Here is a 24,445-nt window from a genome sequence, read left to right as displayed (position 1 = left end):
CCCTCAGGCGGTGTTTCTCGCGTAGATCAGGCGCAGGCCGATGAGGGTGAGCCAGGGCTCGTGGAGGTCGATGGTGCGGGCCTCGCTCACCACGAGAGGGGCGCCGGGGCCGGTCGCCACCACGGTCACGTCGTCCGGATCGTCGGCCAGCTCGGCCGTCATCCGCTCGACGATCCCGTCGACCAGCCCCGCGAAGCCGTAGATGATCCCCGACTGCAGGGCCTCCACGGTGTTCTTCGCGATCACCGAACGGGGGCGGACCAGCTCGACCTTGTGGAGCTGCGCCCCGGCCGTGGCAAGAGCGTCCACCGAGATCTCCAGGCCGGGGGCCGTGACCGCGCCCACGTACTCCCCGCGGGCCGACACGGCGTCGAACGAGGTCGCGGTGCCGAAGTCGACGATCAGGCACGGCCCGCCGTACAGGGTCGCGGCCGCGAGCGCGTTGACGATGCGGTCGCTGCCGACCTCCTTGGGGTTGTCCATGCGGACCGGCACCCCGGTGCGCACGCCGGGCTCGACCACGACGGCCGTCACGTCGCCGTAGTAACGCCGGGACATCTCCCGCATCTCGTTCAGCACCGACGGCACAGTGGAGCAGATGGCGATGCCGCTGATGTCGGCGTCCTTGAGGATCGGCGACTGACCGAGCAACCCCTGCAGCACGACGGCTATCTCGTCCGCGGTGCGGCGGGGATCGGTGGCGATCCGCCAGTGCTCCAGGACCTCTTCACCTTCGAACAGGCCAAGCACCGTATGGGTGTTGCTGACGTCGATGGTGAGCAGCATGCCCCGATTATGCACCACGAAGATCCAGGCCGATGTCCAGCGCGGACACCGAGTGAGTGAGCGCTCCGACCGCCAGATAGTCGACTCCGGTGGCCGCCACGGCCCGCGCGTCGTCCAGGGTCAGGCCGCCGCTCGACTCCAGGCGGGCCCGCCCGCCGACCAGCCGTACGGCCTCGGCGAGCTGCTCGACGGTGAAGTTGTCGAGGAGGATCTCCTCGGCCCCTTCTGCCAGGACCGGCTCGATCTGATCGATCCGGTCCACCTCGACCTCGATCGGGATGCCGGGGAAGGCCTGCCGTACGGCGCGGAACGCCTCGGTCACCCCACCCGCCGCCACGACGTGGTTGTCCTTGATCAGCGCGGCGTCGTGGAGACCCATCCGGTGGTTGACCCCGCCGCCGCAGTGCACGGCGTACTTCTCCAGAGCCCGCAGGCCCGGAAGGGTCTTCCGGGTGTCCCGGACGCGGGCCCCGGTGCCGGCGACCGCGTCCACCCACCGGCGGGTCGCGGTGGCCACGCCCGACAGGTGGGTGAGGAGGTTCAGCGCGGTCCGCTCCAGCGTGAGCAGATCACGGGTACGGCCGCGGACGGTCATGAGGACGTCCCCGGGCCCGACCCGGTCGCCATCCTTGACGTGCCGCTCCACGACGAGCGCCTCGGGCGCGCGGCGGAAGACGGCCTCGGCGACCGCGAGCCCGGCGACCACGCCCTCCTTGCGCGCGACCAGGTCGGCCGTCGCCGTCTGATCGTCGGGGATGGTGGCGACGGATGTGACGTCCTGCCCTCCGGCGAGGTCCTCGTCGAGCGCTGCGGAGACGAGCTCCGCCAACCGGGCGGGGTCGATGCCGAGGCCGGTCAGTTCGGCCTCGATGTCGTGGGCCTGGTGTCGCATGACGAGTCCTTCCGCTCCGAGAGAGATGTCGATGTGCAGCCGCCAGCGGTCGTCGTCGCGTTCGGGATGGTCCTCACGCCAGTGCGCGCCACGCGTCTCCTGCCGCTCGGCGGCCGCGGCCACGAGGGCTGAGGCCACCGTGAGCAGGTTCGTCGCCTCCCACGACTCGGTGCACGGCTCCACCGCGACCGGGGTCCAGCGGGCGTTCTCCAGTGCTCGGGCGACCTCGGTCAGGCTCTCGTCGCTGCGCAGCACCCCGGCTCCGCGGCTCATGTGGCTCTGCACCCGCAGCCGGGTGCGCGGATCGACCAGGCCGTCGGGCCTCGGGTCTGGCTCGATGGCTGTCTTGTCCGTGCCGCCGTCGCGGGCCACCAGGTCGGACGCGATGCGCTCGGCGAAGACGAGGCCCTCCAGCAGGGAGTTGGAGGCGAGCCTGTTCGCGCCGTGGACGCCCGTGCAGGCCACCTCCCCGCAGGCGTACAGGCCGGGCACGGTGGTCCTGCCGTACAGGTCGGTCCGCACGCCGCCGCTGGCGTAATGGGCGGCGGGCGCCACCGGGATGGGCTGCGTGACGGGGTCGATGCCGTGCTCCCTGCAGACCGCGAGGATCGTGGGGAACCTCTCCCTCCACTTCTCCTCGCCGAAGCCGCGGGCGTCCAGGTGGACGTGGTCGGCGCCCGTCTCGTGCATCTTGCGGGTGATGGCCTTGGCCACGACGTCACGCGGCGCCAGGTCGGCCAGTTCGTGCACGTCGCGCATGAAGGGCTCGCCGTCCGCGTCGATGAGGATCGCCCCCTCGCCGCGGACCGCCTCGGAGATCAGCGGCTGCTGGCCCGTCGAGTCCTGGCCGAGCCAGAGCACGGTGGGGTGGAACTGCACGAACTCGATGTCCCGCACGACCGCCCCCGCCCTCAGGGCGAGCGCGACGCCGTCGCCGGTGGAGACGCCGGGATTGGTCGTGGCCGAGTACACCTGGCCCATGCCGCCGCTGGCCAGGACGACCGCGCCGGCGTACGCGGCGCCCACGCCGTCACGGGCCCCCTCGCCCATGACGTGCAGAGTCACCCCGCGCGTCCGGCCCGTGCCGTCCTGGATGAGGTCGAGCACGAGGGCATGTTCGATGATCTCGATGCGCGGCTCGGCGAGGACGGCCTCCGTGAGGGCCCGCTGCACCTCCGCCCCCGTGGCGTCGCCGCCGGCGTGGACGATGCGGTTGCGGCGGTGACCGCCCTCACGGGTGAGCTGGAGCTCCCCGTCGGTGTCCCGGTCGAAACGGGCGCCGTGGGCGATGAGGCGCTTCAGCGCGTCGGGGCCCTCGGTGACGAGGATGCGCACCGCCTCCTCGTCGCAGAGGCCGACCCCCGCGATCAGCGTGTCGTTGAGGTGCTCGTCCGGGGTGTCCTCGGGGTCGAGGACCGCGGCGATCCCGCCCTGCGCCCATCGGGTCGAACCGGCGGACAGCACGTCTTTGGTGACGACGAGAACCCTGCCGTGAGGGACCAGTTCGGTGTAGGTGAGCGCCACGGTCAGCCCGGCGATGCCGGATCCGACCACGATGACATCGGCGTCCACGCTCCAGCCGGGAGCCGGAGCCGTCAGCTTCCTCGGTAACGCTGCCATGAGGGGGTTCCCCTTTCGTCAATATGACGATAACGCCCCCATCGTTTAGCCGCTCTCCCACCCCCGCCCACCCGCGCGGTGATCATGCAGAAGTTCGAGACTTTGCTGCCCGACCTGCGCAAACCCAGGTGGTGATCATGCAGAAGTTCGGGGATTCGCGGCCCGACCTGCATGGATGTCATGCGTGATCATGCAGAAGTTCGGGCGCCTGGCCGCCGACCTGGGCCGACGCGCATCGTGATCATGCAAAGTGGACGCAATGCCGCATGAGCCGCACTGCATGATCACACAGGGAGAATGTCGAGGCCAGGCCGTACGACTCCGAGGTTCTGCATGATCACGAATGGCGTCGACGCAGGTCGCAAGGACCGTGGCCGAAGTTCTGCATGATCACGCCCGATGTTCGCGCAGGTCAGACGGCAAACTCCCGAAGTTCTGCATGATCACGCCAAGAGAAGGGGCACGTCAGGCAGCTTCCGCGCGAACTTCTACATGATCACCACCAAAGGGCGGGGCCACCACCAGAGGGCGGGGTCACCACCAGAGGGCGGGGTCACCACCAAAGCGGGGTCACCACCAAAGCGGGGTCACCACCAAAGGGCGGGGGGACCATCAAGGGGTTGGGGGGATGGGGGTGTTGTCGATCAGGCGGGTGGTGCCCACCTTGGCGGCGACGACGAGGAGGCCCTCCCCTCGATGCGTGTCGTCCACGGCAGTGAACGTCCGGGGATCGACCAGCTCCACATAGTCCACGGCCAGCGGCGGATCCAGATTGGCCCCCGCATCCAGTACGGCTTTCGCCGCCGCCAGGATCTTGGACGGCGTCGTCTGCGCGGCTCCCGCCCTGAGGGCCTTGGAGATGGACAGAGCCGTCATCCGGTCGGCCGGCGACAGGTACCTGTTGCGGCTCGACAGCGCCAGCCCGTCCGCCTCCCGCAAGGTAGGGGCGCCCACGATCGACACCGGCACGTTCAGGTCGGCCACCATGCGGCGGATAAGCGCGAGCTGCTGGGCGTCCTTCTGCCCGAAGACCGCCACGTCGGGCTGGACCAGGTTGAAAAGCTTCAAGACCACGGTCAGCACGCCGTCGAAATGCCCGGGCCGAAAGGCGCCTTCGACGTTCTTGCCCATCTCGCCCGACGACACCGCGACCTGGCTGCCCGGGGGATACATCTCCTCGGCCGAGGGTGCGAAGACGAGGCCGACCCCCTCGTCCGCACACACATCCAGATCGACGTCAAAAGTCCGCGGATATCGCGAAAAATCCTCGTTTGGGCCGAACTGTAATGGATTGACGAAGATGCTGACCGCGACATGATCCGCATGCTCCCGGGCGAGCCGCATCAACGACCGATGGCCCTCGTGAAGCGCCCCCATGGTGGGCACCAGAGCGAGCCTGCCCGGCCCGAGCGCGTCCTTGGCCTTGACGAGCCCCGCACGATCGCCGGCGACGATCACGTCCATATGTTTCCTCCCAGCGCGTCCAGCAGGCGCTCCGCCGCCTCGGGTTTCAGCAGTCCGGCGGCCAGCGCCCGGTCGGCGGTGAGCCGGGCGAGGGCCACGTACGCGTCCGCCGCCTCGGGGGCGGCGAGGATCAGCGCGTCCACATGCTTGCGCACGGTGCCCGCGTCTCCGCGCACGACCGGTCCGGTCAGCCCGGCGATGCCCAGGCGCAACACGTTGTCGAGGGCCGCTCCGAGCAGCGGGCCCAGCAGGCGGCCCGGGTGTTCGACGCCGATTCGCGCAAGCAGTTCCTGCGACTCGGCGATCAGCGTGACCATGTGGTTCGCGGCCCCGGCGATGGCGGCGTGGTAGAGCGCCCGGTCCTGGTCGGCGATCCACACCGGTTCGCCGCCCATCTCGATCACCAGGGCCTCGGCCACCGGCCGGAGCATGGCGGGCGCTGTCACGCCGAAGGAGCACCCGTTGAGTTTCACCAGGTCGTCGTCCCTGCCGGTGAACGTCATCACCGGGTGCAGCGCCAGCGGCAGCGCGCCCAGGTCGGACGCCGGCTGCAGTACGGCAAGGCCGTACGCGCCGCTCGCATGGACGAGGAGCTTGCCGCGCAGGTCGGCCCCGGTGGCCGCGAGACCGGCGACGAGCCCGGGAAGCACGTCGTCGGGCACGGTCAGCAACACGAGGTCGGATCTGGCGATGACGTCGTCCGGCCTGGTCAGCTCGACGCCCAGCCGCTCGGCCGCTCGCCTGTGCGAGGCGTCGGATACGCCGCTGGCGGCCACGACCCGGTGGCCGGCGATCGCGAGCGCGGCTCCGAGGACGGAGCCGACTCGGCCCGCGCCGAGCACCCCTACGGCGAGCCGCCCCGGGCGGTCACTAGTCTCCATGACGCCTCCCCTCGCCCAGGGTAGCGGCGACCGGCACGCCAGCATGGCCTGGACCCAACGGTCAGATTTTGTCCCTTTTGCCAGACGCCTATGTTGGGCCGCGAGTACGAAAGTGCCTACTTTTCGTCATAGCCCGAGGCTCGATAACGTGGAGCGCTGTGTGGGTCACGTGGCGCGACGCCATGCAGAATGCCTTGTACGGCGACGGCGGCTTCTATCAGCGCGAACGACCCAACCGACATTTCCGGACTTCGGTGCATGCCTCCCCCGCGTTCGCACACGCCCTGGCCTTGGTGGCCTGCCAGGTCGACGACGCGCTCGGCCACCCGCCCGTCATGGACCTCGTGGACATCGGCAGCGGCGACGGACTGCTGGCGATTGGCGTCCTCGGCGCCGTGCCGCCCGACCTCGCGGCCCGGCTGCGGGTGACCGCCGTCGACCTGTCCTCCCGGCCGCCCGGCCTTGACGACAGGATCGCCTGGACGTCCACGCCCCCCGCCGAGATCGCGGGCCTGGTCGTCGCCAACGAATGGCTCGACAACGTGCCTCTCGACGTCGCCGAGCAGACTCCCTCGGGCCCGCGGCTCGTGCTGGTCGACCCCGCCACGGGTGACGAGCGGCTCGGGCCCGTCCCCGATCCCGCCGATCTCGCCTGGCTGGAGCGCTGGTGGCCCATGTGCTCGGCAGGCGCCTCCGGCAGGGCCGGCCACCGCGCGGAGATCGGCAGGCCGCGCGACGAGGCCTGGGCCTCGGTGATGGTACGGCTCACGCGCGGCACGGCGATCGCCGTGGACTATTCACACCATGTGGACAACCGGCCGCCCCAGGGGACGCTGACCGGTTATCGGGCGGGGTCGATCGTGCCTGCCGTACCCGACGGCTCCTGTGACATCACCGCGCACGTCGCCCTGGACGCCGTGGCGGACGCCGGCGAAAGAGCCGCCGGGGGCACCGGTACGGTCACCACACGGCTCACGACCCAGCGGGAGGCCCTGCGCGCCTTGGGCATGCGCGGCGTACGGCCGGCGCTGGCCCTCGCCCACGACGACCCGCGGGGGTATCTCAGGGCGCTGAGCAGGGCCTCGGAGGAGGCGGAGCTGATCGACCCGTCCGGCCTGGGCGGGTTCGGCTGGCTGAGCCAGTCGGTCTCAGCCGGCCGTCCCGAGCCCCGGCCTAGACGGTGACCTTCAGCGCCTCCAGGCCGCGGATGACGTAGCCCGGCTTCCAGACGGGCTCCTCGGCCAGTTCGAGCCCCGGCGCGGCCTTCAGGAGGGCGCCGAAGGACTCGATCAGCTCGACCCTGGCAAGGGGCGCGCCCAGGCAGTAGTGGATGCCGGCGCCGAACGAGATGTGCGGGTTCTCCGGCCGCCCCACGTCGAGCCGATCCGGGTCGGCGAACACCTCCGGATCGTGGTTGGCCGACCCGAACAGCAGCGCGACCTCGACGCCCCGGGGGATCGCCACGCCGCCGACCTCGATGTCCTCCAGCACCCACCGCTCGAACATCTGCAACGGCGTGTCATAGCGCATGAGCTCTTCCACCGCTGTCGGCAGCAGGCCCGGGTCGGCCCGCAGCCGCTCGAGCTCGGCCGGGTTGCGGAACAACGACCACCAGCCGTTGCCGGTGACGTTGACCGTGGCCTCGTGGCCGGCGTTGAGCAGCAGCACGCACGTGCCGATCAGCTCGTCCTCCGTGAGGCGGTCTCCCTCGTCCACGACCTGGGCGAGCGCGGAGATCAGGTCGTCGCCGGGGTCGCTCCTGCGCGCCCTCGCCAGCTCACGCAGGTAGTCGCCGAACTCCAGCGACGCCCGCACGGCGGCCTGCTGCGACTCCAGCGGGGGATTGAGCTCGTACATCTTGCAGATGTCGGCCGACCACGGGCGCAGCAGATGGCGGTCGGACTCCGGCACCCCCAGCATCTCGGCGATCACGGTCACCGGCAGGGGCTCGGCCACCTCCGCGATGAGGTCGCCGCCACCGCGCTCGACGAACGCGTCGACCAGGTCGGCCGCGATCCGGCGCACGCGGGGGCGCAGGGCGTCGACCATGCGGGGCGTGAACGCCTTGGACACCAGGCGGCGCAGCCGGGTGTGGACCGGCGGTTCCACGTCGAGCATGCCGGCGCGGGTGATCCGCCAGAACGGTTCCTGGAACGCCGGCTCGGGCTCCCGGCCGAACGCCTCGTGCGAGGCGACATGGAGGTAGGACCGGCCGAGCCGGCGGTCGCGCAGCAGCGCGTTCACGTCGGCGTGACGGGAGACGAGCCACTGCCCGGTCGGCTCGAAGAAGCGCACCGGCTCCTTTTCCCGCAGGTCACGGTAGGCGTCGTACGGGTAGGCGACGAACTCCGGATTCCAAGGATCAAACTTCACAAAGCAACCATACGGCGGCCCGCCGCCTCGGGGGCGAGAGTCGCCCGACCTGCGGATTTGCATTTTGAGGGGCTTGCTCGGTTATAGTCCCCGTTAGGTCATGAGTGCCAGCGCCAAGCCCCGGCTCGCTGGCCGGCAACCCTCGCGTCCGCGGCGGGGTGCCCCGGGTGAAGACCAGGTCCGGCACGAAGTGTGCCGGGCAAGCGCGGGCTCCGCCGTACGACGCCAGTGGCCGGGGTCCCCTGTCCCGAGGAGGCCTGGCGTTGTCCCCCATCTCTGTCCTGAACCGTTCCGCCGTTCCCGCCGAGATTCCCCAGATCACTCCTGACGTGCGGATTCCCGCCGTGCTCGGAACCGACCTCGAAGTGCCGGTCAAGGGCGACAGGCTGGTGCCGTACGCGAACCTCGACTATGCCGCGAGCGCGCCCTGTCTGGAGGCGGTGAACGCCGCGGTCGCCGCCGCGCTCCCCGCCTACTCCAGCGTCCACCGGGGCGCGGGCTACGCGTCCCAGCTCACCACCGCGCGGTACGAGCAGGCCAGGCACACGGTCAAGGCGTTCGCGGGAGCCCGCCCCGACGACGCGCTGATCTTCACCCGCAACACCACCGACGCGATGAACCTGCTCGCCCGGACCCTGCCCGAGGGCACCACCGTCGTGGTCTTCGAGACCGAGCACCACGCCTCGCTGCTGCCCTGGTCCCGGGTCGTAAGGCTGGCCGCGCCCGCCTTCCCCGGCGAGGCGATCAGGGCGGCCGACGAGGCCCTGTCTGAGCTGGACGGCCCCGCGCTGCTCGTGGTGACGGCGGCCTCGAACGTCACCGGCGAGTTGTGGCCGATCGCAGGGCTCGCGCACATCGCCCACCGGCACGGTGCGCGGATCGCCGTGGACGCCGCGCAACTGGTCCCCCACCGGCGGCTCAACCTGAGCGCCCTCGACCTCGACTACGTCGCCTTCTCCGGACACAAGCTCTACGCGCCCTTCGGTGCGGGCGCCCTGATCGGCCGGGCCGACTGGCTCGCCGCGGCTTTGCCGTACCTTCGCGGGGGCGGCGCGGTCAAGGCCGTCGGCGACGACCAGACCGAGTGGAGCGACGACACGGAGGCCAGGCACGAGGCGGGCACCCCCAACGTGCTGGGCGCGATCGCGCTCGCCGCGGCCTGCGACGCCCTGAGCGCCACCGGATGGACGGCGCTCGTACGCGAGGAGGAGCGGCTCGTGGCCCGGCTGCGCGCCGGGCTCGCGACGATCGAGGGGGTCACGGAGCTCTCGTTGTGGGACCACGAGCACCCGCGGGTCGGCATCGTCTCGTTCGTCGTGGAGGGCCGCTCCGCGCGCGAGGTCGCCGAAATCCTGTCGTCGCAGCACGGCATCGGGGTCAGGGACGGCAAGTTCTGCGCCCACCCGTTCGTGCGTCACCTGCTCGGCACGGCCGACGGCGGGTGCGACGACGACACGGCGAGCGCGGTGCGCGCCTCGATCGGCCTCGGCTCGACCGAGGAGCACGTGGACCGCCTCATCGAGGCGCTGAGGGCTCTCTGATCACTCCCCCGCCACACGGCTCTTCGCCGGGCCGTACCGGCGTGGGAGCATGGGCCCTATGACGGAAGATCCTGCACACCCGCTCAGGGAACGCGTCGTCGGCGTCGGCGCGGGGGCGGGAGCCGTCCAGGCGAAAGAGCTGGCCACCGAGGACATGGTCCTCAACATCGGCCCGCAGCACCCGTCGACCCACGGTGTGCTGCGGCTGCGGCTCACCATGGACGGCGAGCGGATCATGGCGGCCGAGCCGATCATCGGCTACATGCACCGGGGCGCCGAGAAGCTCTTCGAGGTGCGCGACTACCGGCAGATCATCGTGCTGGCCAACCGGCACGACTGGCTGTCGGCGTTCGCCAACGAGCTGGGGGTCGTGATCGCCGTCGAGCGCATGCTGGGGATGGAGGTGCCCCAGCGGGCCGTGTGGGCGCGCACGCTGCTCTCCGAGCTCAACCGCGTGCTCAACCACCTGATGTTCCTCGGCTCCTATCCCCTGGAGCTCGGGGCGATCACCCCGGTGTTCTACGCCTTCCGTGAGCGGGAGACGCTGCAGCACGTCATGGAGGAGATCTCCGGCGGGCGCATGCACTACATGTTCAACCGTGTGGGCGGCCTGAAGGAGGACCTCCCGCTCGGCTGGCTCGACCGCGCGTCCGCCGCCGTCGCCGAGGTACGGCGACGCCTGCCCGACATCGAGCAGTTAATCTCGGGCAACGAGATCTTCCTGGCGCGCACCAAGGGCGTCGGCGTGCTCGACCGCGAGACGATCATGCAGTACGGCGTGAGCGGCCCGATCGCGCGGGCCTCGGGGGTCGACCTCGACCTGCGGCGCGACGAGCCCTACCTGGCCTACGGCGAGCTGCCCGTCCGGGTGGTGACCCGCACCGCCGGCGACTGCAACGCGCGGTTCCAGGTGCTGCTGGAGCAGGTCAAGGTCTCGCTCGACCTCGCCGACGCCTGCGTGGAGCGTCTGCACGGGCTGCCCCCGGGGCCGATCAACCAACGGCTGCCCAAGATCCTCAAAGCGCCCGAGGGCCACACCTACGCCTGGACCGAGAGCCCTCTCGGCCTCAACGGCTACTACCTGGTCTCCCGGGGCGAGAAGACCCCCTGGCGTCTCAAGCTCCGCAGTGCGTCGTTCAACAACGTGCAGGTGCTGCGCGAACTGCTGCCGGGCAACCTGGTGTCCGACATGGTGGCGATCCTCGGCTCGATGTTCTTCGTCGTCGGCGACATCGACAAATAGCTACTTCTCGTCGTCCTTCGGCTCGCCGGGGACGCGGCAGCAGTGCTCGAGGAACAGCGCGGCGCAGATCAGCGCCACGCACGCGACGAAGGAGCCGCCCGCCACGATCGCGTCCTGGCGGGGCTCGGGCAGGTCGAGCAGGTTCAGCACGTGGAACACGAAGCCCGCGAAGATCCCGCCGAAGACGGCGCCGGCGTGCGCCGTCGCCTTCGCCAGCGCGGCCAGGCGGGCCACCGCCAGCGGCTCGACGGGCTTGGTGTCCGGCCTGCGCAGGATTCTGGCCCGGGTCAGCCAGCCCGTGTACGCCTCGCCGAGCGCGAGAAGCAGGAAAGTCGGAATCGCGGTCCACGGGATGGTCGGGATCGCGGAGTAGAACTCCTGCAGGATTCCCCATGTGGCCAGGGCGAACACGATCACCAGGCCCACGAGCACACCAGGGTTGCTGGGCTTCACAGGGGCTCCTCGTCAGGCGGGGGGTTCCAGGGAGAGGTCGGGGCGTGGCCGTACGCCGGAGCGGTCGAGGCCCGCGAGCAGGTCGGCGACGGGCCCGTGCCCCGGAAGGACTGCGGCGGGGTCGGCCTGCGCCCAGGGGACGAGCACGAAGGCCCGCTCGTGCGCACGCGGATGGGGCAGGGTGAGCTCCGGGTCATCGGAGACCACGCCTCCCATCATGATCAGATCGACGTCGAGGGTTCTCGGCCCCCAGCGTTCGAGCCGCTCACGGCCGAAGACGTGCTCGATGTTGTGCGCCCGTTCGAGCAGCGCGCGCGGGCTCTGCACGCTCTCGGCGACCACGACGGCGTTCAGATAGGCGTCCTGCTCCGGACCGCCCACGGGGTCGGTCTCGTACACCGGGGAGACCGCGACGAACGTGAGCCCGGGAGCCTCGAAAAGCGCGTCCAGGGCGCCCTGGAGGTAGTCGAGCCGCCGGCCGAGATTGCTGCCGAGCGCGATGACCACCCTCATGCGCGGCCCCTCCTGATCGTCACCACCACGTCGTCGAAGGGCAGCGGGATGGGCGCCGCGGGTTTGTGCACGCTGACCTCCGCCTCCTCGACCAGGTCGTGGACCAGGCAGACCGCCGCAAGCCGCTCGGCGAGCGTCTCGATCAGGTTCACCGGCTCGCCCTCGACCACCCGCGCGAGCTCCAGCGCCAGCGCGCCGTAGTCGACCGTCTTGGTCAGGTCGTCGCCGGCCGCCGCGGGAGCGGTGTCCAGGGACAACGTCACGTCGACGACGAACTCCTGGCCCAGCTCCCGCTCAGCGGGAAGGCACCCGTGCCGTCCCCGTGCCCGCAGCCCCGCCAGCCGTACGGTGTCGCTCACGGCTCCTCTTCCTCGTCGTCGTCACCCTGAAGTACAGGAGAGCCGTGGTGAAGCCACAACCGCCAGCCCGCCGACGTCCGCAGGAAGGTGTTGGTGGCCACGACGCGCCCGGCCGCGAACCCTGGCTCGTCGGTGTCGGCCGCCGTCAGGATGTTCTCCGCGCACGTGACGACCGCGACGTCCCCCACGACCGTGGTCTGCACGTCGGTCAGCACGAACTGGATGTACGGCGTGTTCGCCATGATCAGGGCCCATGACCTGAGCACTTCGGAGCGGCCGCTGAGCATCGGCCAGCCGGGATGCACGCACATCGCGACCCGGTCGGCGACGTCCTCGACCCAGATCTCCGACATCTTGTCGAGGTCGGCACTCTCGATCGCGTTGTAGAACGCCTCGTTGAGCTCCTCGATGTCCTTCATCCGCGTCCTTTGTCGACGTGTCCGGAATATCCGGCATGCCCTTCGGTGGCAGCCGTCCACGCGGCGGCCACCCGCACGGCGTCGGCGTTGGCCGCGACGTGGTGTACCCGGACGCACCAGGCACCCGCCTGGGCGGCCAGCGCGGTGACCGCGAGCGTCGCGTCGTCGCTGCCGCTGAACGGCCGGGGCGTGCCGTCGGCGTCCGCCAGCAGGCGGCCAAGAAAGCGCTTTCTGGACGCGCCGATGATCAGAGGGTAACCCAGTTCGTTCAGCGTGCCGATGTGCGCGAGCAGAGCCCAGTTGTGTTCGGCCTGCTTGGAGAAGCCCAGGCCGGGGTCGAGCACGATCTGGTCCTCGGAGACGCCCTCGGCGAGCACCGAGTCGACGCGTTTACGCAGTTCCTCGGCGACCTCGGTCACGACGTCCGTGTACATCGCGCGGCTGTCCATGTCACGGCTGTGCCCCCGCCAGTGCATGACCACGTACGGCACGCCGGTCGCGGCCACCACCCGCGGCATCGCGGGGTCGGCCAGGCCGCCGCTCACATCGTTGACCAGCTTGGCCCCCGCCTCGACGGCCGCCTCGGCCACCTCGGCCCGCATGGTGTCGACGCTGACCGCCACACCCTCCTGGGCCAGAGCGCGGATCACCGGTTCCACCCGGCGCAACTCCTCGTCGAGCGACACCCGGGCCGCCCCGGGCCGGGTCGACTCCCCTCCCACGTCCACGATGTCGGCGCCCTCCGCGACAAGGCTGAGGCCGTGCCTGATCGCGGTGTCCACGTCGAACCATTGGCCGCCGTCCGAGAACGAGTCAGGGGTCACGTTGACCACACCCATGACCAGGCAGCGACCGGACTCGGGCATGCCCCGCACGTGTCGTGTGGTCATTCCCCCTCCTCGCCTACGGCTCGTCGGCGAATGACCGTGGCCCCGGGGTCCATCGGCTCACGCGCTTCGCTCGCCACCAAGCCTAGGTGTTGGCAGGTCGCGATCAGTCGCATGGGTGGGGCCTGCGCCATAACGAATCGAGCCGTGCCCGCGGTCAGCCGCGCAGGATCAGGGACATCGCCTCGGCGCGGGTCGCCTCACTCGTACGGAAGTCACCCCTGACGGCCGACGTGAGCGTCTTGGCGCCGGGCTTGCGCACGCCGCGCATGGTCATGCACATGTGCTCGGCCTCGATGACGACGATCACTCCGCGCGGCTCGAGCACCCGCATCAGGGCGTCGGCGATCTGGGAGGTCATCCGCTCCTGAACCTGGGGGCGGCGGGCGTAGACGTCCACCAGCCTGGCCAGCTTGGACAACCCGGTGATCTGGCCCTTCTCGTTGGGCGTGTAGCCGATGTGGGCGACGCCGTGGAAGGGCAGCAGGTGGTGCTCGCAGGTGGACATGACCTCGATGTCCTTCACCAGCACCATCTCGTCGTGGTCGGCGTCGAACATCGTGGTCAGGGCGTCTTCGGGCGTCTGCCCGAGCCCCGCGAACTGCTCCGCGTAGGCTCGGGCGACGCGAGCGGGAGTGTCCCGCAGACCGTCCCTGTCCGGATCCTCACCGATCGCGAACAAGATTTCGCGAACGGCCTTCTCAATCCTGCCGTGATCGAACTGCGGGGTGGGGCGAGCCACTGTCAGGCCTCGTCCCGCTGGTTCTGCTGCTCGTTGGCCGCGCCGAAGGCGGGGCTGCCGGCGGGAAGCGCGGCGCCGTTGCCGTTGGCCCGCTCCTTCGGCGTGATGACCGGAGGGCGGTCGGACGGCAGACGCTTGCCGTATCCGGCGTAGGACGGGCGCTTCTCCTTCACCACGACCGGGGCGAAGATCTGCAGCACCTGCTCCCTGGAGAGGGTCTCCTTCTCCATGAGCTCGAGCACAAGGTTGTCTAGCACGTCCCGGTACTGGACGAGGATCTCCCACGCCTGGTCGTGCGCCGACTCGATGAGCCGCCTGACCTCTTCGTCAATCGTCGAGGCGATCTGCTCGGAGTAGTCGCGCTCGTGGCCCATCTCACGGCCGAGGAAGACCTCGCCGTTGCCGCTGCCGAACTTGCGTGCCCCGAGCTTCTCGCTCATGCCGTACTCAGTGATCATGCGGCGGGCGATCGAGGTCGCCTTCTCGATGTCGTTGGACGCGCCGGTGGTGGGCTCGTGGAAGACGAGCTCCTCCGCCGTGCGGCCGCCGAGCAGCATGGCGAGCTGGTCGTTCATCTCCGACCTGGTCGCGAGGAACTTGTCCTCCATCGGCAACGTCATCGTGTAACCGAGGGCGCGGCCGCGGGACAGGATCGTGATCTTATGAACCGGGTCGGAGTTGGGAAGCGCGTGGGCCACCAGGGCGTGCCCGCCCTCGTGGTAGGCGATGATCTTCTTCTCTTCGTCCGACATGACCCGCGACTTGCGCTCGGGACCGGCCATCACGCGGTCGATGGACTCCTCGAGGGTGTTCATCGTGATGAGCTTCTGGTCCTGACGCGCGGTCAGCAGGGCGGCCTCGTTGATCACGTTGGCCAGGTCGGCGCCCGTGAAGCCCGGCGTACGGCGGGCGATCACGTCGAGGTCGACGTCCTGGGCGAACGGCTTGCCGCGCCCGTGCACCCGCAGGATGCCCTTGCGGCCCTCGAGGTCGGGCCGGTCGATCACGACCTGGCGGTCGAAACGGCCGGGACGCAGCAGAGCGGGGTCGAGGATGTCGGGCCGGTTCGTGGCGGCGATGAGGATCACGCCGCCCTTCACGTCGAAGCCGTCCATTTCGACGAGCAGCTGGTTCAGCGTCTGCTCGCGCTCGTCGTGGCCACCGCCGAGGCCGGCGCCGCGGTGCCGTCCGACGGCGTCGATCTCGTCGATGAAGATGATCGCCGGGGCGTTCGCCTTGGCCTGCTCGAACAGGTCGCGGACACGGGAGGCGCCGACACCGACGAACATCTCGACGAAGTCGGAACCGGAGATCGAGTAGAAGGGCACGCCCGCCTCGCCGGCGACGGCCCGGGCGAGCAGCGTCTTACCGGTTCCGGGCGGGCCGTACAGCAGGACGCCCTTGGGGATCTTGGCGCCGATCGCCTGGAACTTGGCCGGGGCCTGCAGGAACTCCTTGATCTCCTGGAGCTCCTCGATGGCCTCGTCCGCACCGGCGACGTCGGCGAACGTCGTCTTGGGGGTGTCCTTGGTGATCAGCTTCGCGCGCGACTTCCCGAAGTTCATCACCCGGGAGCCGCCGCCCTGCATCTGGTTCATGATGAACAGGAAGATCAGGACGATGATGATGATCGGCAGGAAGCTGAACAGCAGGCTGACGAGGAAGTTCTCCTTGGGAACCTCAGCCGTCCAGCCCTTGGGAGGATTGGCCGCGGTCAGGGCGTCCGTCAGCTTGACGCCCTGGCCCTCGACCCAGGAAGCCTGGATGCGGTCGGTCGACTTGCCGGCCACCTGGATCGGCTTGTTCAGCGTCAACTCGACCCGCTGGTCCTTGTCGACCACGGTCGCGTTCTTGACATTGCCCTGCTGGATCTGCTGCACCACGGTCGACGTGTCAGCGGTGGTGTAGTTGTTGCCACCGTTGAACATCGTGGTGACGAGCAGGAGCAGCACGACGATGCCCAGGATCCACAGCAGTGGCCCACGTGTAAATCGCTTGAGATCCATCCGTTGCGGAACCCCGGCGGGCCCGTCCCTTCCTGACCAAGGCCTGGCCCCCGGGATGACCCCGGGGTCGCGGCATCCTTGCCGCTCCTTCTGACTACCCGCGGGTAACCAGAAGGCACCCTACGGATCTCCGAAGGTACACCGGGCCGCCCCAGGCGGTAACTGCCCGTGCGAATCCGGCTTGCCCTTCCAACGTACGTCAGCCGTTCCCGTGTTCCCCTACCTGGGAGCGAATAACACCCACCTGGCCCGGCGCTTCGCTAAGGGCTTACTCCCCGCCGTAGACATGAGGAGAGAGCGTCCCGATGAAGGGCAGATTACGGTATCGCTCGGCGTAATCGAGGCCGTAGCCGATGACGAACTCGTTCGGGATGTCGAAACCGACATAGCGCACGTCAATCGGCACTTTTACCGCCTCCGGCTTGCGGAGCAAGGTGCAGATCTCCACCGACGCCGGATTACGCGACTTCAGGTTGTTCATAAGCCAGGACAAGGTGAGCCCCGAGTCGATGATGTCCTCGACCACCAGCACGTGCCGGCCGGCGATGTCGGTGTCGAGGTCCTTCAGCACCCGGACGACGCCGGACGACTTGGTCCCCGCCCCATAGGAGGAGACGGCCATCCAGTCCATCCGCACGGGGACGTGCAACGCGCGGGCCAGATCCGCCATGACCATGACGGCGCCCTTCAACACACCGACTATCAGCAGCTCCTTGCCCGCGTAGTCGGCGTCGATCTGCCCGGCAAGCTCCTTGATCTTGGCCTGAAGATCTTCTTCCGGAATGAGGACACTCGAGAGGTCCTTGCCCATGTCGGCTGCATCCACCTGGGATTTTCCTTAAGAGAGGTTGTCGACGGCGAATATCAGGGTGCCATAGCGCCTCACGGCGCCCACCCCCCCGGGTAGGTGTACGGCCTTCTGGCCCCGCCACTCGGTGACCAGGCGTTCCACCTCGTCGATGTGCACCGCCGCCAGGGCCGAGGCAGACGCGCCCGCGGAGACCGCGGCCCGGCGGATCACCCGCCGCCGCACCGCCGCCGGCACTCCCTCCAACGCGGCGACCGCCAGCCCACCGTCCGGGCCGCACGAGGCCGTGTACACGGAGTCGGCCCACGTGTCCAAGGCGTCGGCGTCGTCCCGGCACAGCCGAGCCGTACGGGCGAGCGCCTCGGCCACCCCCGGCCCCAGGGCGGTTTCGAGCACAGGAAGCACGTCGTGCCTGACCCTGACCCTGGTGTAGGCGGGGTCGGTGTTGTGCGGGTCGTCCCACGGCCGGAGCCCGAGCGCCGCGCACGCCTCCCTCGTCCTCTTACGGCTGAGTTGGAGCAGCGGACGACGATAGATGCCGGAAATTTCCGGCATGCCGGCAAGGGAGCGGCTGCCGCTGCCCCGAGCCAGCCGCAGGAGCACGGTCTCGGCCTGATCGTTCATCGTGTGCCCCAGGAGTACGGTCGCGGCTCCCAGCCGCTGAGCCGCCGCCGAGAGGGCCGCATAACGGGCATCACGGGCGGCCGCCTCGGGACCCCCGGCCCGTCCCACAGTGATCTCCAGGGCCTCGGCGGGATCGAGGCCGAGCGTGGGCGAGAGCCGTACGAGGTCGGCCGCGCGAGCCGCCGAGCCGTCCTGGAGGCGGTGGTCGACGGTCAGAAGCCCGGCCCGCAGCCCCATCCGGGGTGCGGCGAAACCGAGCGCGGCCGCGAGGGCGAGTGAGTCGGCCCCCCCGCTGCACGCGACGAGGACCAGCGCGCCAGGCGGAAGATCCCCCAGCGACTGCCGTACGGCACGGCGCACGTCGGCGACGGCGGGATGCGGGCCCATGAGGCCATTCTGTCCATGCCGCGCGTGATGACGGAACGCCCCGGGCGTCTGGGGCCTTTCTGCATGATCACCGACAGCGTCGGCGCCGGCCCCGGGGGTGCGGCCGGCCTTTCTGCATGATCACGAATGGAGTAGGCCCAGGTCGGGCGGCGTTTCACCGAACTTCTGCATGATCACGACAAGAGGAGTCGCAGGTCAGAGGGCATGCCGGCGAACTTCTGCATGATCACGGGGAAAAGGGGGGGTCAGAGGCCGGGTTCTATGGCTTTCGTGCCGAGCACGCGGGCCATCCAGGCGTGGGGATCGGCGATCTCGTCCCGGTCGGGAAGGGTGTCCGGCGAGGTCCACACCCGGTTGAAGCCCTCCATGCCGGCCTCGTCGACCACGGTCCTGACGAAACGCGAGCCTTCCGCGTACTGCTTCATCTTGAGCTCGATGCCGAGGAAACGCCTGATGAGCTGGTCGATCCTCGACCCGCCTTCACGCCTGCGCTGGAACTTGGCCCGGATGTCGGCGACCGAGGGCACCACGGAGGGCCCGACGGCGTCCATGACGTAGTCGCCGTGCCCCTCGACGAGCGTCATCACGGCCGTGACCCGGTCGAGCACGGCCTTCTGCTCGGGGGTCTGGATCGCCTCGATGAGGTTCCCCTCCCCGCCCTTGAACGCGTCGGCTACCGCGTCGGAGGCGGCGCGCAGCCGTTCCAGCAGGGTCGTCAGGTCCATGTCGGAGGCGAGGAGGAAGTCGGTCATCTGGCTCCTGACGTACTCCCTCAGCCAGGGGACCCCGGTGAACTGCACCCGGTGGGTCTCCTCGTGCAGGCAGACCCACAGACGGAAGTCGCGCGGAGACACCCCGAGCTCCCGCTCCGCGTGCACGATGTTGGGTGCGACCAGGGTCAGGCGGCCCGTCGGCGCGTTCCCCGAGGGGTCCGGCGGCAGGAACAGCTCGTACTGCCCGAGCACGCGGGAGGCCAGGAACGCCAGCACGGCGCCCACCTCGACGCCGGTGATGCGCGAGCCCACCGCACTGACGATCGGCGGCATGCTCGACATCTTGTCGGTCAGCGGCTCAAGCACCACCCGGAAGCCGTCGACGTTGGCCCGGATCCAGCCCGGCCGGTCCACGACGGTGGCCGCCTCCGGAGGGGCGGAGTCGATGCCGGTGAACTCGCGCACGTGCCCCTCGGCCTCACGCGAGAGCTTCCTGAGGTCGGTGACCGCCTGGCGGGCCTCCTCTCGGCTCACCTGCGGCCCGGGGCGCACGAGACGCACGCCGGTCGCGACGGCCAGATCCCAGTCGATCACCTGCATACCCACCACCGTACGTTCTCCTCGCGCCGCCCGCGCGAGGTGCGCCTCGGGTCACGGCTGACATGAGCAGACACCATCAGCTCCGCGCGACGATCGTCGCCATCTCGTCCAGTGCGGCGACCGTCATACCCGGGTTGGATACGCCGTTCGCCATGAACGCGAAGGCCACCAGCCGTCCGTTGGCCGTGTAGGTGACGCCCGCCAGCGTGTTCACGCCGGTGAGCGTGCCCGTCTTGGCGCGGACCAATCCGGCACCGGCCTTCGAGTCGCGTCTTCCGTACCTTTCGTCCAGGGTGCCGGTGAAGCCCGCGACGGGCAGTCCGCTGATGAGGGAGTGCAGCTCGGGATTGGCGGGAGACGTGGCGGCGGCGACGAGTCGGGCCAGCCCGGCCGGGGTGATGCGGTTCTTCGTCGACAGGCCGCTGCCGTCGTGGACCTCGACTCCCTGGTTCAGCTTGAGCCGGGTCAGCACCTTGTCGACGGCCTGGGCCTCGCCGACGAAGGTGTGCGGCATACCCTCCTTGATCGCGACCTGGCGGGCCAGCGCCTCGGCGAGGTCGTTGTCGCTGACCGTCAGCATGTGCTCCACCAGCGCGTACACGGGCGGCGACTCGACGCGGGCCAGTTCCCGCGCGCCCGCCGGCGCCTTGGCCTCGGAGAGACCGGCTTCGACCTTGATGCCGTATTTCCTGAGCCTGGCCGCGAACTCCTCGGCAGTGGACCGCGGCGGGTCGGAGAATCGCCCGCCGGCGGACGAGCGGCCCTCGTCCATGGTCAGCGCCGTCACCGGTGCGACGCTGCCCTCCGGCACGTAGTTGGACTTCCAGCCGGGCGCCGTCGTCGGCCCGGCGAAGAGCGACGCGTCGTACGACAGGTCCACTGATGTGATCTTCGCGGCTTTGAGCGCCTTGGCCGTGTTCATCGCGAGGGTGGTGAGGGACGCGGGCCGCGGGTACGCGTTCTTGTCCTTCGCCGACAGGGGGCCCGCCAGGGTCGGGTCTCCCCCTCCGACCAGGATGATCGAGTTCTTGCCCGCGCCCTTGACGACGGTGGTGGCCAGGCGTGCGTCGGGCCCGAGCGAGCCGAGCACGGCCGTGGCGGTGACGACCTTGGTCGTCGACGCCGGAGTGAGGGGCTTGGCCGCGTTCCCGTCGAAGAGCGTTGCCCCGGTGGCCACGTCCAGAACCACACCCCCGGTGCGGTTACCCAGTGAGGGGTCACCCAGCGCTACGGCCAGCCGGTTGGTCAAAGTACCCTTGGCGGGGAGCGCCCCGTCCCCCGCCGCGGCCAGAACCGGACCCGCGGTGACGAGCGGGGTCGGGGCCGGTTTCGGGGTGGCAACCGAGATCGGATTCTTCAGAACGTCGTGGGTTATCAGGTAGATACCCGCGACGACGACGAAGATCTGCAGCAGGGCGAGCGTGGCCACGGCCACCCATCGCTCACGTCGCACCACGAGACCTCAATTCGCGCCAGCCATAAAACGCATACGAGACATTAACGCCAGCCGGGCAGACCGGGGGCTTGAGCGGAGGAACCGCAGTGGAGTTCGACGTTGTCGTGGAGATTCCCAAGGGGCAACGGAACAAGTACGAGGTCGACCACAAGACCGGCCGCATCCGCCTTGACCGCATGCTCTTCACGTCGACTCAGTACCCCGCCGACTACGGGTTCATCGAGAACACGCTGGGTGAGGACGGCGACCCCCTCGACGCGCTCGTCCTGCTCCAGGAGCCGACCTTCCCCGGTTGCCTCATCAAGTGCCGCGCGGTCGGCATGTTCCGGATGACGGACGAGAAGGGCGGAGACGACAAGGTCCTCTGCGTCCCCGCCACCGACCCTCGCATGGAGCACATCCGTGACATCCACCATGTCGCGGAGTTCGACCGGCTGGAGATCCAGCACTTCTTCGAGGTCTACAAGGACCTGGAGCCCGGCAAGTCGGTCGAGGGCGCGAACTGGGTCGGCCGGACCGAGGCCGAGGCCGAGATCGTGGCCTCGATCAAGCGGGCCGAGGTCGCCGAGGAGCACGGCGATTCGGAGCACGACGGCGGCCACTGAACCTCGGCCGCCGCACTACCGGGGCCGGGTGGCCCCCACCAGGTCACGGCGCCAGATGCTCGAGATGCGGACCACGTCCCCCGTCTGGGGGGCGTGGACCATCAGCCCCCGGCCGATGTAGATCCCGACGTGGTGGATCGTGCCCGGATAGCGGGTCACCTGCCCGTAGAAGACCAGGTCGCCACTGCGAAGGTTCCTGATCGGCACGTGGGGCCCCGAGCTCCACTGCGTGCCGGTCCAGTGGTCCAGTGAAATCCCCGCACGCTGCCAGGCCCGCATGGTCAGGCCGGAGCAGTCGAAGCTCGACGGCCCGTCGGCCGCCCATACGTACGGCTTGCCGAGTTGTTTGAGCGCCCACTGCGCGGCCCTGCCGCCTCTTCCGGACGCGAGGCCTCCGGCCCATGACGGTACGGCCAGACCTGCCCGGCTGCTGATGGTGTGGGAGCGGGCAACCTCGCGGGCTTGGCGCAACCGCGCGACCCGCGACCGGGCGGAGTCGAGCCGGCGAGCGATCTGCAGCTTCTCCTGCCTGATCTTCTCGGTCTCGGCGACCTGACGTTCCACCGACTGTCTGGCGGCGTCCCTGGCGGCCCGTACCTGCTCGGAGGTGGCGCGCTGCCGCTCGTAGTCGCGGGCGGCCTGGCTGCGCAGGATGCCGAAGACCTCCTGGGCGTCGCGCAGTTGCTGCAACGTGACGGCCTGCTCGCTGTCCAGGTGGCTGAGAATGCTGGCGCGCTGCAGATAGGCGCCGAAGTCGCCGGAGACGGAGAACAGCGCGGCGGCCGGTTGGAATGCGGCGAGATCGTTGTAGGCCTCCGCCGCCCCCCGCGCCGCGGCTTCCCGGGCCTGTTCGTATCTGGCCTCCGCCTGCTGGACGCGGGTGACCGACTGCTCGTAGGCGACCCGGGACTTCTCCAGCTTGACGAGCTCACCGTTGTAGGCCTCGACGAGTTGCTCGGCGCCGGCGGCGAGGTCGTCCTGCTGGGCCTGGGCGTCGGCTAGGTCAGCCTCCGCGTCACCGAGCCGCTGAGCCCGGTCATGAGCTTGTTGCCTGGCCTTGGCGATGTCATTCGCCGAGGGTCTCGGATCCGCCGCGGCCGGGCAGCCGAGGGTCAGGACGAGTCCTGAACCCAAGCCTGCTACCAGGCCCGACGCTCTGAGGAGTGGCATGCTACCCCTTCCCTGAATTCCACCTCCCTCAGTTCCCACCGATTACTCTCCGTACACATTTAAATCACGGAAAGTAATTTGGTTATGGGGTAGATCGCCCGGCATGTACAGGGAAGGACGGGCCGCGCCCCGGGGAAGCGGGCACGGTCGTGACCGTTCGTCGCCCCGGGGATGACCTTACGAAGCGGCGTGAGGCTCGGCCGAGGGCGGTGGATTCCGGTCGTCGCGCGGACGCGGCCAGGGCTTCTGACCGCCGGGAGGGGGCGTCTCCTCGCAGTCGGGCTCCCGCTCACGCCGCGGCCGGGGACCGTGGCCGCGCTCGTGATGGCGCGGCGGATGGGGATGGAACGAGGGATGGGGAGTCGGCGTCTGCTGCGGAGGCGTGGGAGACGGGGTCGGCTCCGTGGGCGGGGGCGTGGGAGACGGCGTGGGAGACGGCGGCGGCGTGTACGGCGGCGGGACCGTGGGGCTCCCAGGCGGGGGAGTCGGCCGGGGAGTGGGCCTGCTCGGCGGCTGGGGCCACATCGGCGGCTTCGACCAGGAAGGCGCGGGAAGCGGCGCGGGAGCCGGTTGCGGCGGGGCGGACAGGCCGGGAACCGCGGCCACGATCTCGCGGGGCCGTGGCGACTCGATGGGCGTGTCCTCGGCCACCGGCATGATGAGGACCGGCTTCCCGCCCGGCGGCGTCGCCGTCGGTGTGCCGCTCGCCATGACCGCCTCGCTGGGAGTGGGCACCCTCCGGGTGATCACGTTGACCCTCCGGTCCTCCGGTCCCCCCAACAGCTGGGCGAACATCAGCGCCACCGCCGCCACCGCCGCCACGGTGGCGATGGATCCGGCGATCGCCTGCGCCACCCGGCCCTCACCCCGGATTCCCTCCCGGGGAAAGCCGGAGATGTCGAGCGGCCCGACCCGGCGGGCGACGAACCGCCGGTACGGCACGAGCTCGGGATCGATGAAGCAGCTCAGCACGCGCACCCGCAACGAGCCCGGGATGGCGATCTGGGGAAGCATGCCGAACACCTTGGCCGCGGAGACCTGCTTGACCCCGCGCCGCGAGCAGATCTCGCAGTGAGCCCGGTGCCGGATCACCCGGTCACGCAACTCGGGCGACAACACACCGTCGAACCCGGCGAGAACCTTGACCAGGCGATCGCACGCGCGCGGCTCGCCCCTGACGAGGATCTCGGCGGTGACCGCGTCCCGCAGCCGCTCGGTGGCCGCCTCGCGCAACGCCTCGGCGTACCGCTGGCCCGTGCCGAGCACCGACGCCAGCTCCGCCCCGGTGAGGCCGTGGCGCGTCGTGAGCTCGAGCACCTCGCGATCGGCCAGGTCGAGCCCGGCGACGGCGCTCCACGCCACGACGCGCAGATCGGCGTCGGCCGGATCGGTCAGCGGCATCGTGACGGTCGAGACGGGGCCGGTGTCCACGGCGGCGGAGAGGTCGCCGGGCACGAGGCGGCGCCGGCACTCCCCACGGGCCAGGGCATACAGCCAGGGCCGGAAGTTCTCGGGGTCGTCCAGCGAGCCGATCAACGCCTCCGCCGAGACGAAGGTGTCGCGCAACGCCACTTGTGCGCCGTCGGGGCTGCCCAGCATGGCACGGCAGTATTGATAGATGCGTTCGGCATACGTGTCATAGAGGGCGGCGAGCGCCCCGGGGTCCCGTGCCCGCAACGCCTCGACCAGGATGCCATCATTCATATCACCGAGCGTAAAGGCTCAGTAACTTAAAGCTCTACCCATTCGCCCGAAATTAAATAACTACACGGACGGCATTTGTCGGAACATTCGCGTCCGTATTCGGGCGTTTTTTCGTGATAATCATGGGGAGTTGGGAAATTTCATGTTCACGGCTCCCGAGCCCTGAGTGTCCCTCGCGATTCCGGCAGCTCACGGCTCA

General features: G+C 69.7%; 22 protein-coding genes and 1 riboswitch. Of the genes, 4 read left to right on the top strand and 18 right to left on the bottom strand.

Annotated features, from left to right (window positions below; all coding sequences use genetic code 11):
• Positions 1-3: 3 nt before the first annotated feature.
• The 4 genes from Pth03_RS04215 to Pth03_RS04200 all read right to left on the bottom strand — a co-directional run bounded on the left by Pth03_RS04215 (position 4) and on the right by Pth03_RS04200 (position 5,643).
• Positions 4-786, bottom strand: a complete 783-nt coding sequence (locus tag Pth03_RS04215; RefSeq protein WP_203942772.1) for a type III pantothenate kinase — start codon at positions 784-786, stop codon at positions 4-6.
• Between the two features lie 7 nt (positions 787-793).
• Entirely contained in the window at positions 794-3,298 is a 2,505-nt protein-coding gene (locus Pth03_RS04210) for an L-aspartate oxidase (RefSeq protein ID WP_203942771.1), read from the bottom strand.
• A gap of 612 nt (positions 3,299-3,910) precedes the next feature.
• Entirely contained in the window at positions 3,911-4,762 is an 852-nt protein-coding gene (gene panC / locus Pth03_RS04205) for a pantoate--beta-alanine ligase (RefSeq protein ID WP_203942770.1), read from the bottom strand.
• Entirely contained in the window at positions 4,753-5,643 is an 891-nt protein-coding gene (locus Pth03_RS04200; protein ID WP_203942769.1) for a Rossmann-like and DUF2520 domain-containing protein, read from the bottom strand. The genes panC and Pth03_RS04200 overlap by 10 nt, the downstream gene beginning before the upstream one ends.
• Positions 5,644-5,825: 182 nt before the next feature.
• On the opposite strand from Pth03_RS04200, the gene Pth03_RS04195 reads away from it, so the two are divergent.
• Positions 5,826-6,827, top strand: coding sequence for an SAM-dependent methyltransferase (locus Pth03_RS04195; protein WP_203942768.1), 1,002 nt, complete (start codon positions 5,826-5,828; stop codon positions 6,825-6,827).
• Here the strand turns inward: Pth03_RS04195 and Pth03_RS04190 are convergent.
• Positions 6,817-8,016, bottom strand: a complete 1,200-nt coding sequence (locus tag Pth03_RS04190; protein ID WP_203942767.1) for a cytochrome P450 — start codon at positions 8,014-8,016, stop codon at positions 6,817-6,819. The two genes, Pth03_RS04195 and Pth03_RS04190, sit on opposite strands and share 11 nt — an antisense overlap.
• Before the next feature lie 96 nt (positions 8,017-8,112).
• A riboswitch (SAM riboswitch) is annotated at positions 8,113-8,228 on the top strand.
• A gap of 60 nt (positions 8,229-8,288) precedes the next feature.
• Between Pth03_RS04190 and Pth03_RS04185 the strand changes: the two genes are divergently transcribed.
• Complete coding sequence (locus Pth03_RS04185; RefSeq protein ID WP_239118764.1) at positions 8,289-9,557, top strand: aminotransferase class V-fold PLP-dependent enzyme; 1,269 nt, start codon at positions 8,289-8,291, stop codon at positions 9,555-9,557.
• A gap of 58 nt (positions 9,558-9,615) precedes the next feature.
• Positions 9,616-10,800 (top strand): NADH-quinone oxidoreductase subunit D, encoded by a 1,185-nt coding sequence (locus Pth03_RS04180; protein ID WP_203942765.1) that lies wholly within the window; start codon positions 9,616-9,618, stop codon positions 10,798-10,800.
• On the opposite strand, the gene Pth03_RS04175 is transcribed toward Pth03_RS04180, so the two are convergent.
• The 11 genes from Pth03_RS04175 to dacB form a co-directional block, all read right to left on the bottom strand.
• On the bottom strand, positions 10,801-11,253 hold the full coding sequence (locus Pth03_RS04175; RefSeq protein ID WP_203942764.1) for a DUF3180 domain-containing protein: 453 nt from the start codon (positions 11,251-11,253) through the stop codon (positions 10,801-10,803). It lies immediately after the preceding gene.
• Positions 11,254-11,265: 12 nt separating this feature from the next.
• Entirely contained in the window at positions 11,266-11,766 is a 501-nt protein-coding gene (gene folK, locus Pth03_RS04170; protein WP_203942763.1) for a 2-amino-4-hydroxy-6-hydroxymethyldihydropteridine diphosphokinase, read from the bottom strand.
• Positions 11,763-12,125, bottom strand: coding sequence for a dihydroneopterin aldolase (gene folB, locus Pth03_RS04165; RefSeq protein ID WP_203942762.1), 363 nt, complete (start codon positions 12,123-12,125; stop codon positions 11,763-11,765). Before folB ends, folK begins: the two co-directional genes overlap by 4 nt.
• A complete protein-coding gene (locus Pth03_RS04160) occupies positions 12,122-12,544 on the bottom strand; it encodes a nuclear transport factor 2 family protein (protein ID WP_203942761.1) in 423 nt (140 codons plus the stop codon). The genes folB and Pth03_RS04160 overlap by 4 nt, the downstream gene beginning before the upstream one ends.
• Positions 12,541-13,434, bottom strand: a complete 894-nt coding sequence (gene folP / locus Pth03_RS04155; RefSeq protein WP_239118743.1) for a dihydropteroate synthase — start codon at positions 13,432-13,434, stop codon at positions 12,541-12,543. Before folP ends, Pth03_RS04160 begins: the two co-directional genes overlap by 4 nt.
• A gap of 154 nt (positions 13,435-13,588) precedes the next feature.
• Positions 13,589-14,173, bottom strand: coding sequence for a GTP cyclohydrolase I FolE (folE, locus tag Pth03_RS04150; RefSeq protein ID WP_373318488.1), 585 nt, complete (start codon positions 14,171-14,173; stop codon positions 13,589-13,591).
• A 2-nt stretch (positions 14,174-14,175) separates the two neighbouring features.
• Positions 14,176-16,179: an ATP-dependent zinc metalloprotease FtsH gene (gene ftsH, locus Pth03_RS04145; RefSeq protein ID WP_203942760.1), complete on the bottom strand. Its 2,004-nt coding sequence runs from the start codon at positions 16,177-16,179 to the stop codon at positions 14,176-14,178.
• 268 nt (positions 16,180-16,447) lie between these two features.
• Entirely contained in the window at positions 16,448-17,005 is a 558-nt protein-coding gene (gene hpt / locus Pth03_RS04140; RefSeq protein WP_239118742.1) for a hypoxanthine phosphoribosyltransferase, read from the bottom strand.
• A 12-nt stretch (positions 17,006-17,017) separates the two neighbouring features.
• Positions 17,018-17,998, bottom strand: coding sequence for a tRNA lysidine(34) synthetase TilS (tilS, locus tag Pth03_RS04135; RefSeq protein ID WP_203942759.1), 981 nt, complete (start codon positions 17,996-17,998; stop codon positions 17,018-17,020).
• A gap of 245 nt (positions 17,999-18,243) precedes the next feature.
• The gene (locus tag Pth03_RS04130) at positions 18,244-19,311 is read right to left on the bottom strand and encodes an Rv3626c family coenzyme F420 biosynthesis-associated protein (protein WP_203942758.1); all 1,068 of its coding nucleotides are present in this window, start codon (positions 19,309-19,311) and stop codon (positions 18,244-18,246) included.
• Between the two features lie 76 nt (positions 19,312-19,387).
• On the bottom strand, positions 19,388-20,767 hold the full coding sequence (gene dacB, locus Pth03_RS04125) for a D-alanyl-D-alanine carboxypeptidase/D-alanyl-D-alanine endopeptidase (protein ID WP_239118741.1): 1,380 nt from the start codon (positions 20,765-20,767) through the stop codon (positions 19,388-19,390).
• 86 nt (positions 20,768-20,853) lie between these two features.
• Between dacB and Pth03_RS04120 the strand changes: the two genes are divergently transcribed.
• Positions 20,854-21,372, top strand: coding sequence for an inorganic diphosphatase (locus tag Pth03_RS04120; RefSeq protein ID WP_203942757.1), 519 nt, complete (start codon positions 20,854-20,856; stop codon positions 21,370-21,372).
• A gap of 15 nt (positions 21,373-21,387) precedes the next feature.
• Here Pth03_RS04120 and Pth03_RS04115 read toward each other — a convergent pair whose 3' ends face one another.
• Both Pth03_RS04115 and Pth03_RS41975 read right to left on the bottom strand, forming a co-directional pair.
• Complete coding sequence (locus Pth03_RS04115; RefSeq protein WP_203942756.1) at positions 21,388-22,542, bottom strand: C40 family peptidase; 1,155 nt, start codon at positions 22,540-22,542, stop codon at positions 21,388-21,390.
• A 177-nt stretch (positions 22,543-22,719) separates the two neighbouring features.
• Entirely contained in the window at positions 22,720-24,246 is a 1,527-nt protein-coding gene (locus Pth03_RS41975) for an RNA polymerase sigma factor (protein WP_203942755.1), read from the bottom strand.
• Between the last annotated feature and the right edge of the window lie 199 nt (positions 24,247-24,445).

Source organism: Planotetraspora thailandica (genome assembly GCF_016863335.1).
GTDB lineage: Bacteria > Actinomycetota > Actinomycetes > Streptosporangiales > Streptosporangiaceae > Planotetraspora > Planotetraspora thailandica.
The sequence above is the reverse complement of the archived record's forward strand: the minus strand, read 5'-3'. Positions and strand labels throughout refer to the sequence as shown.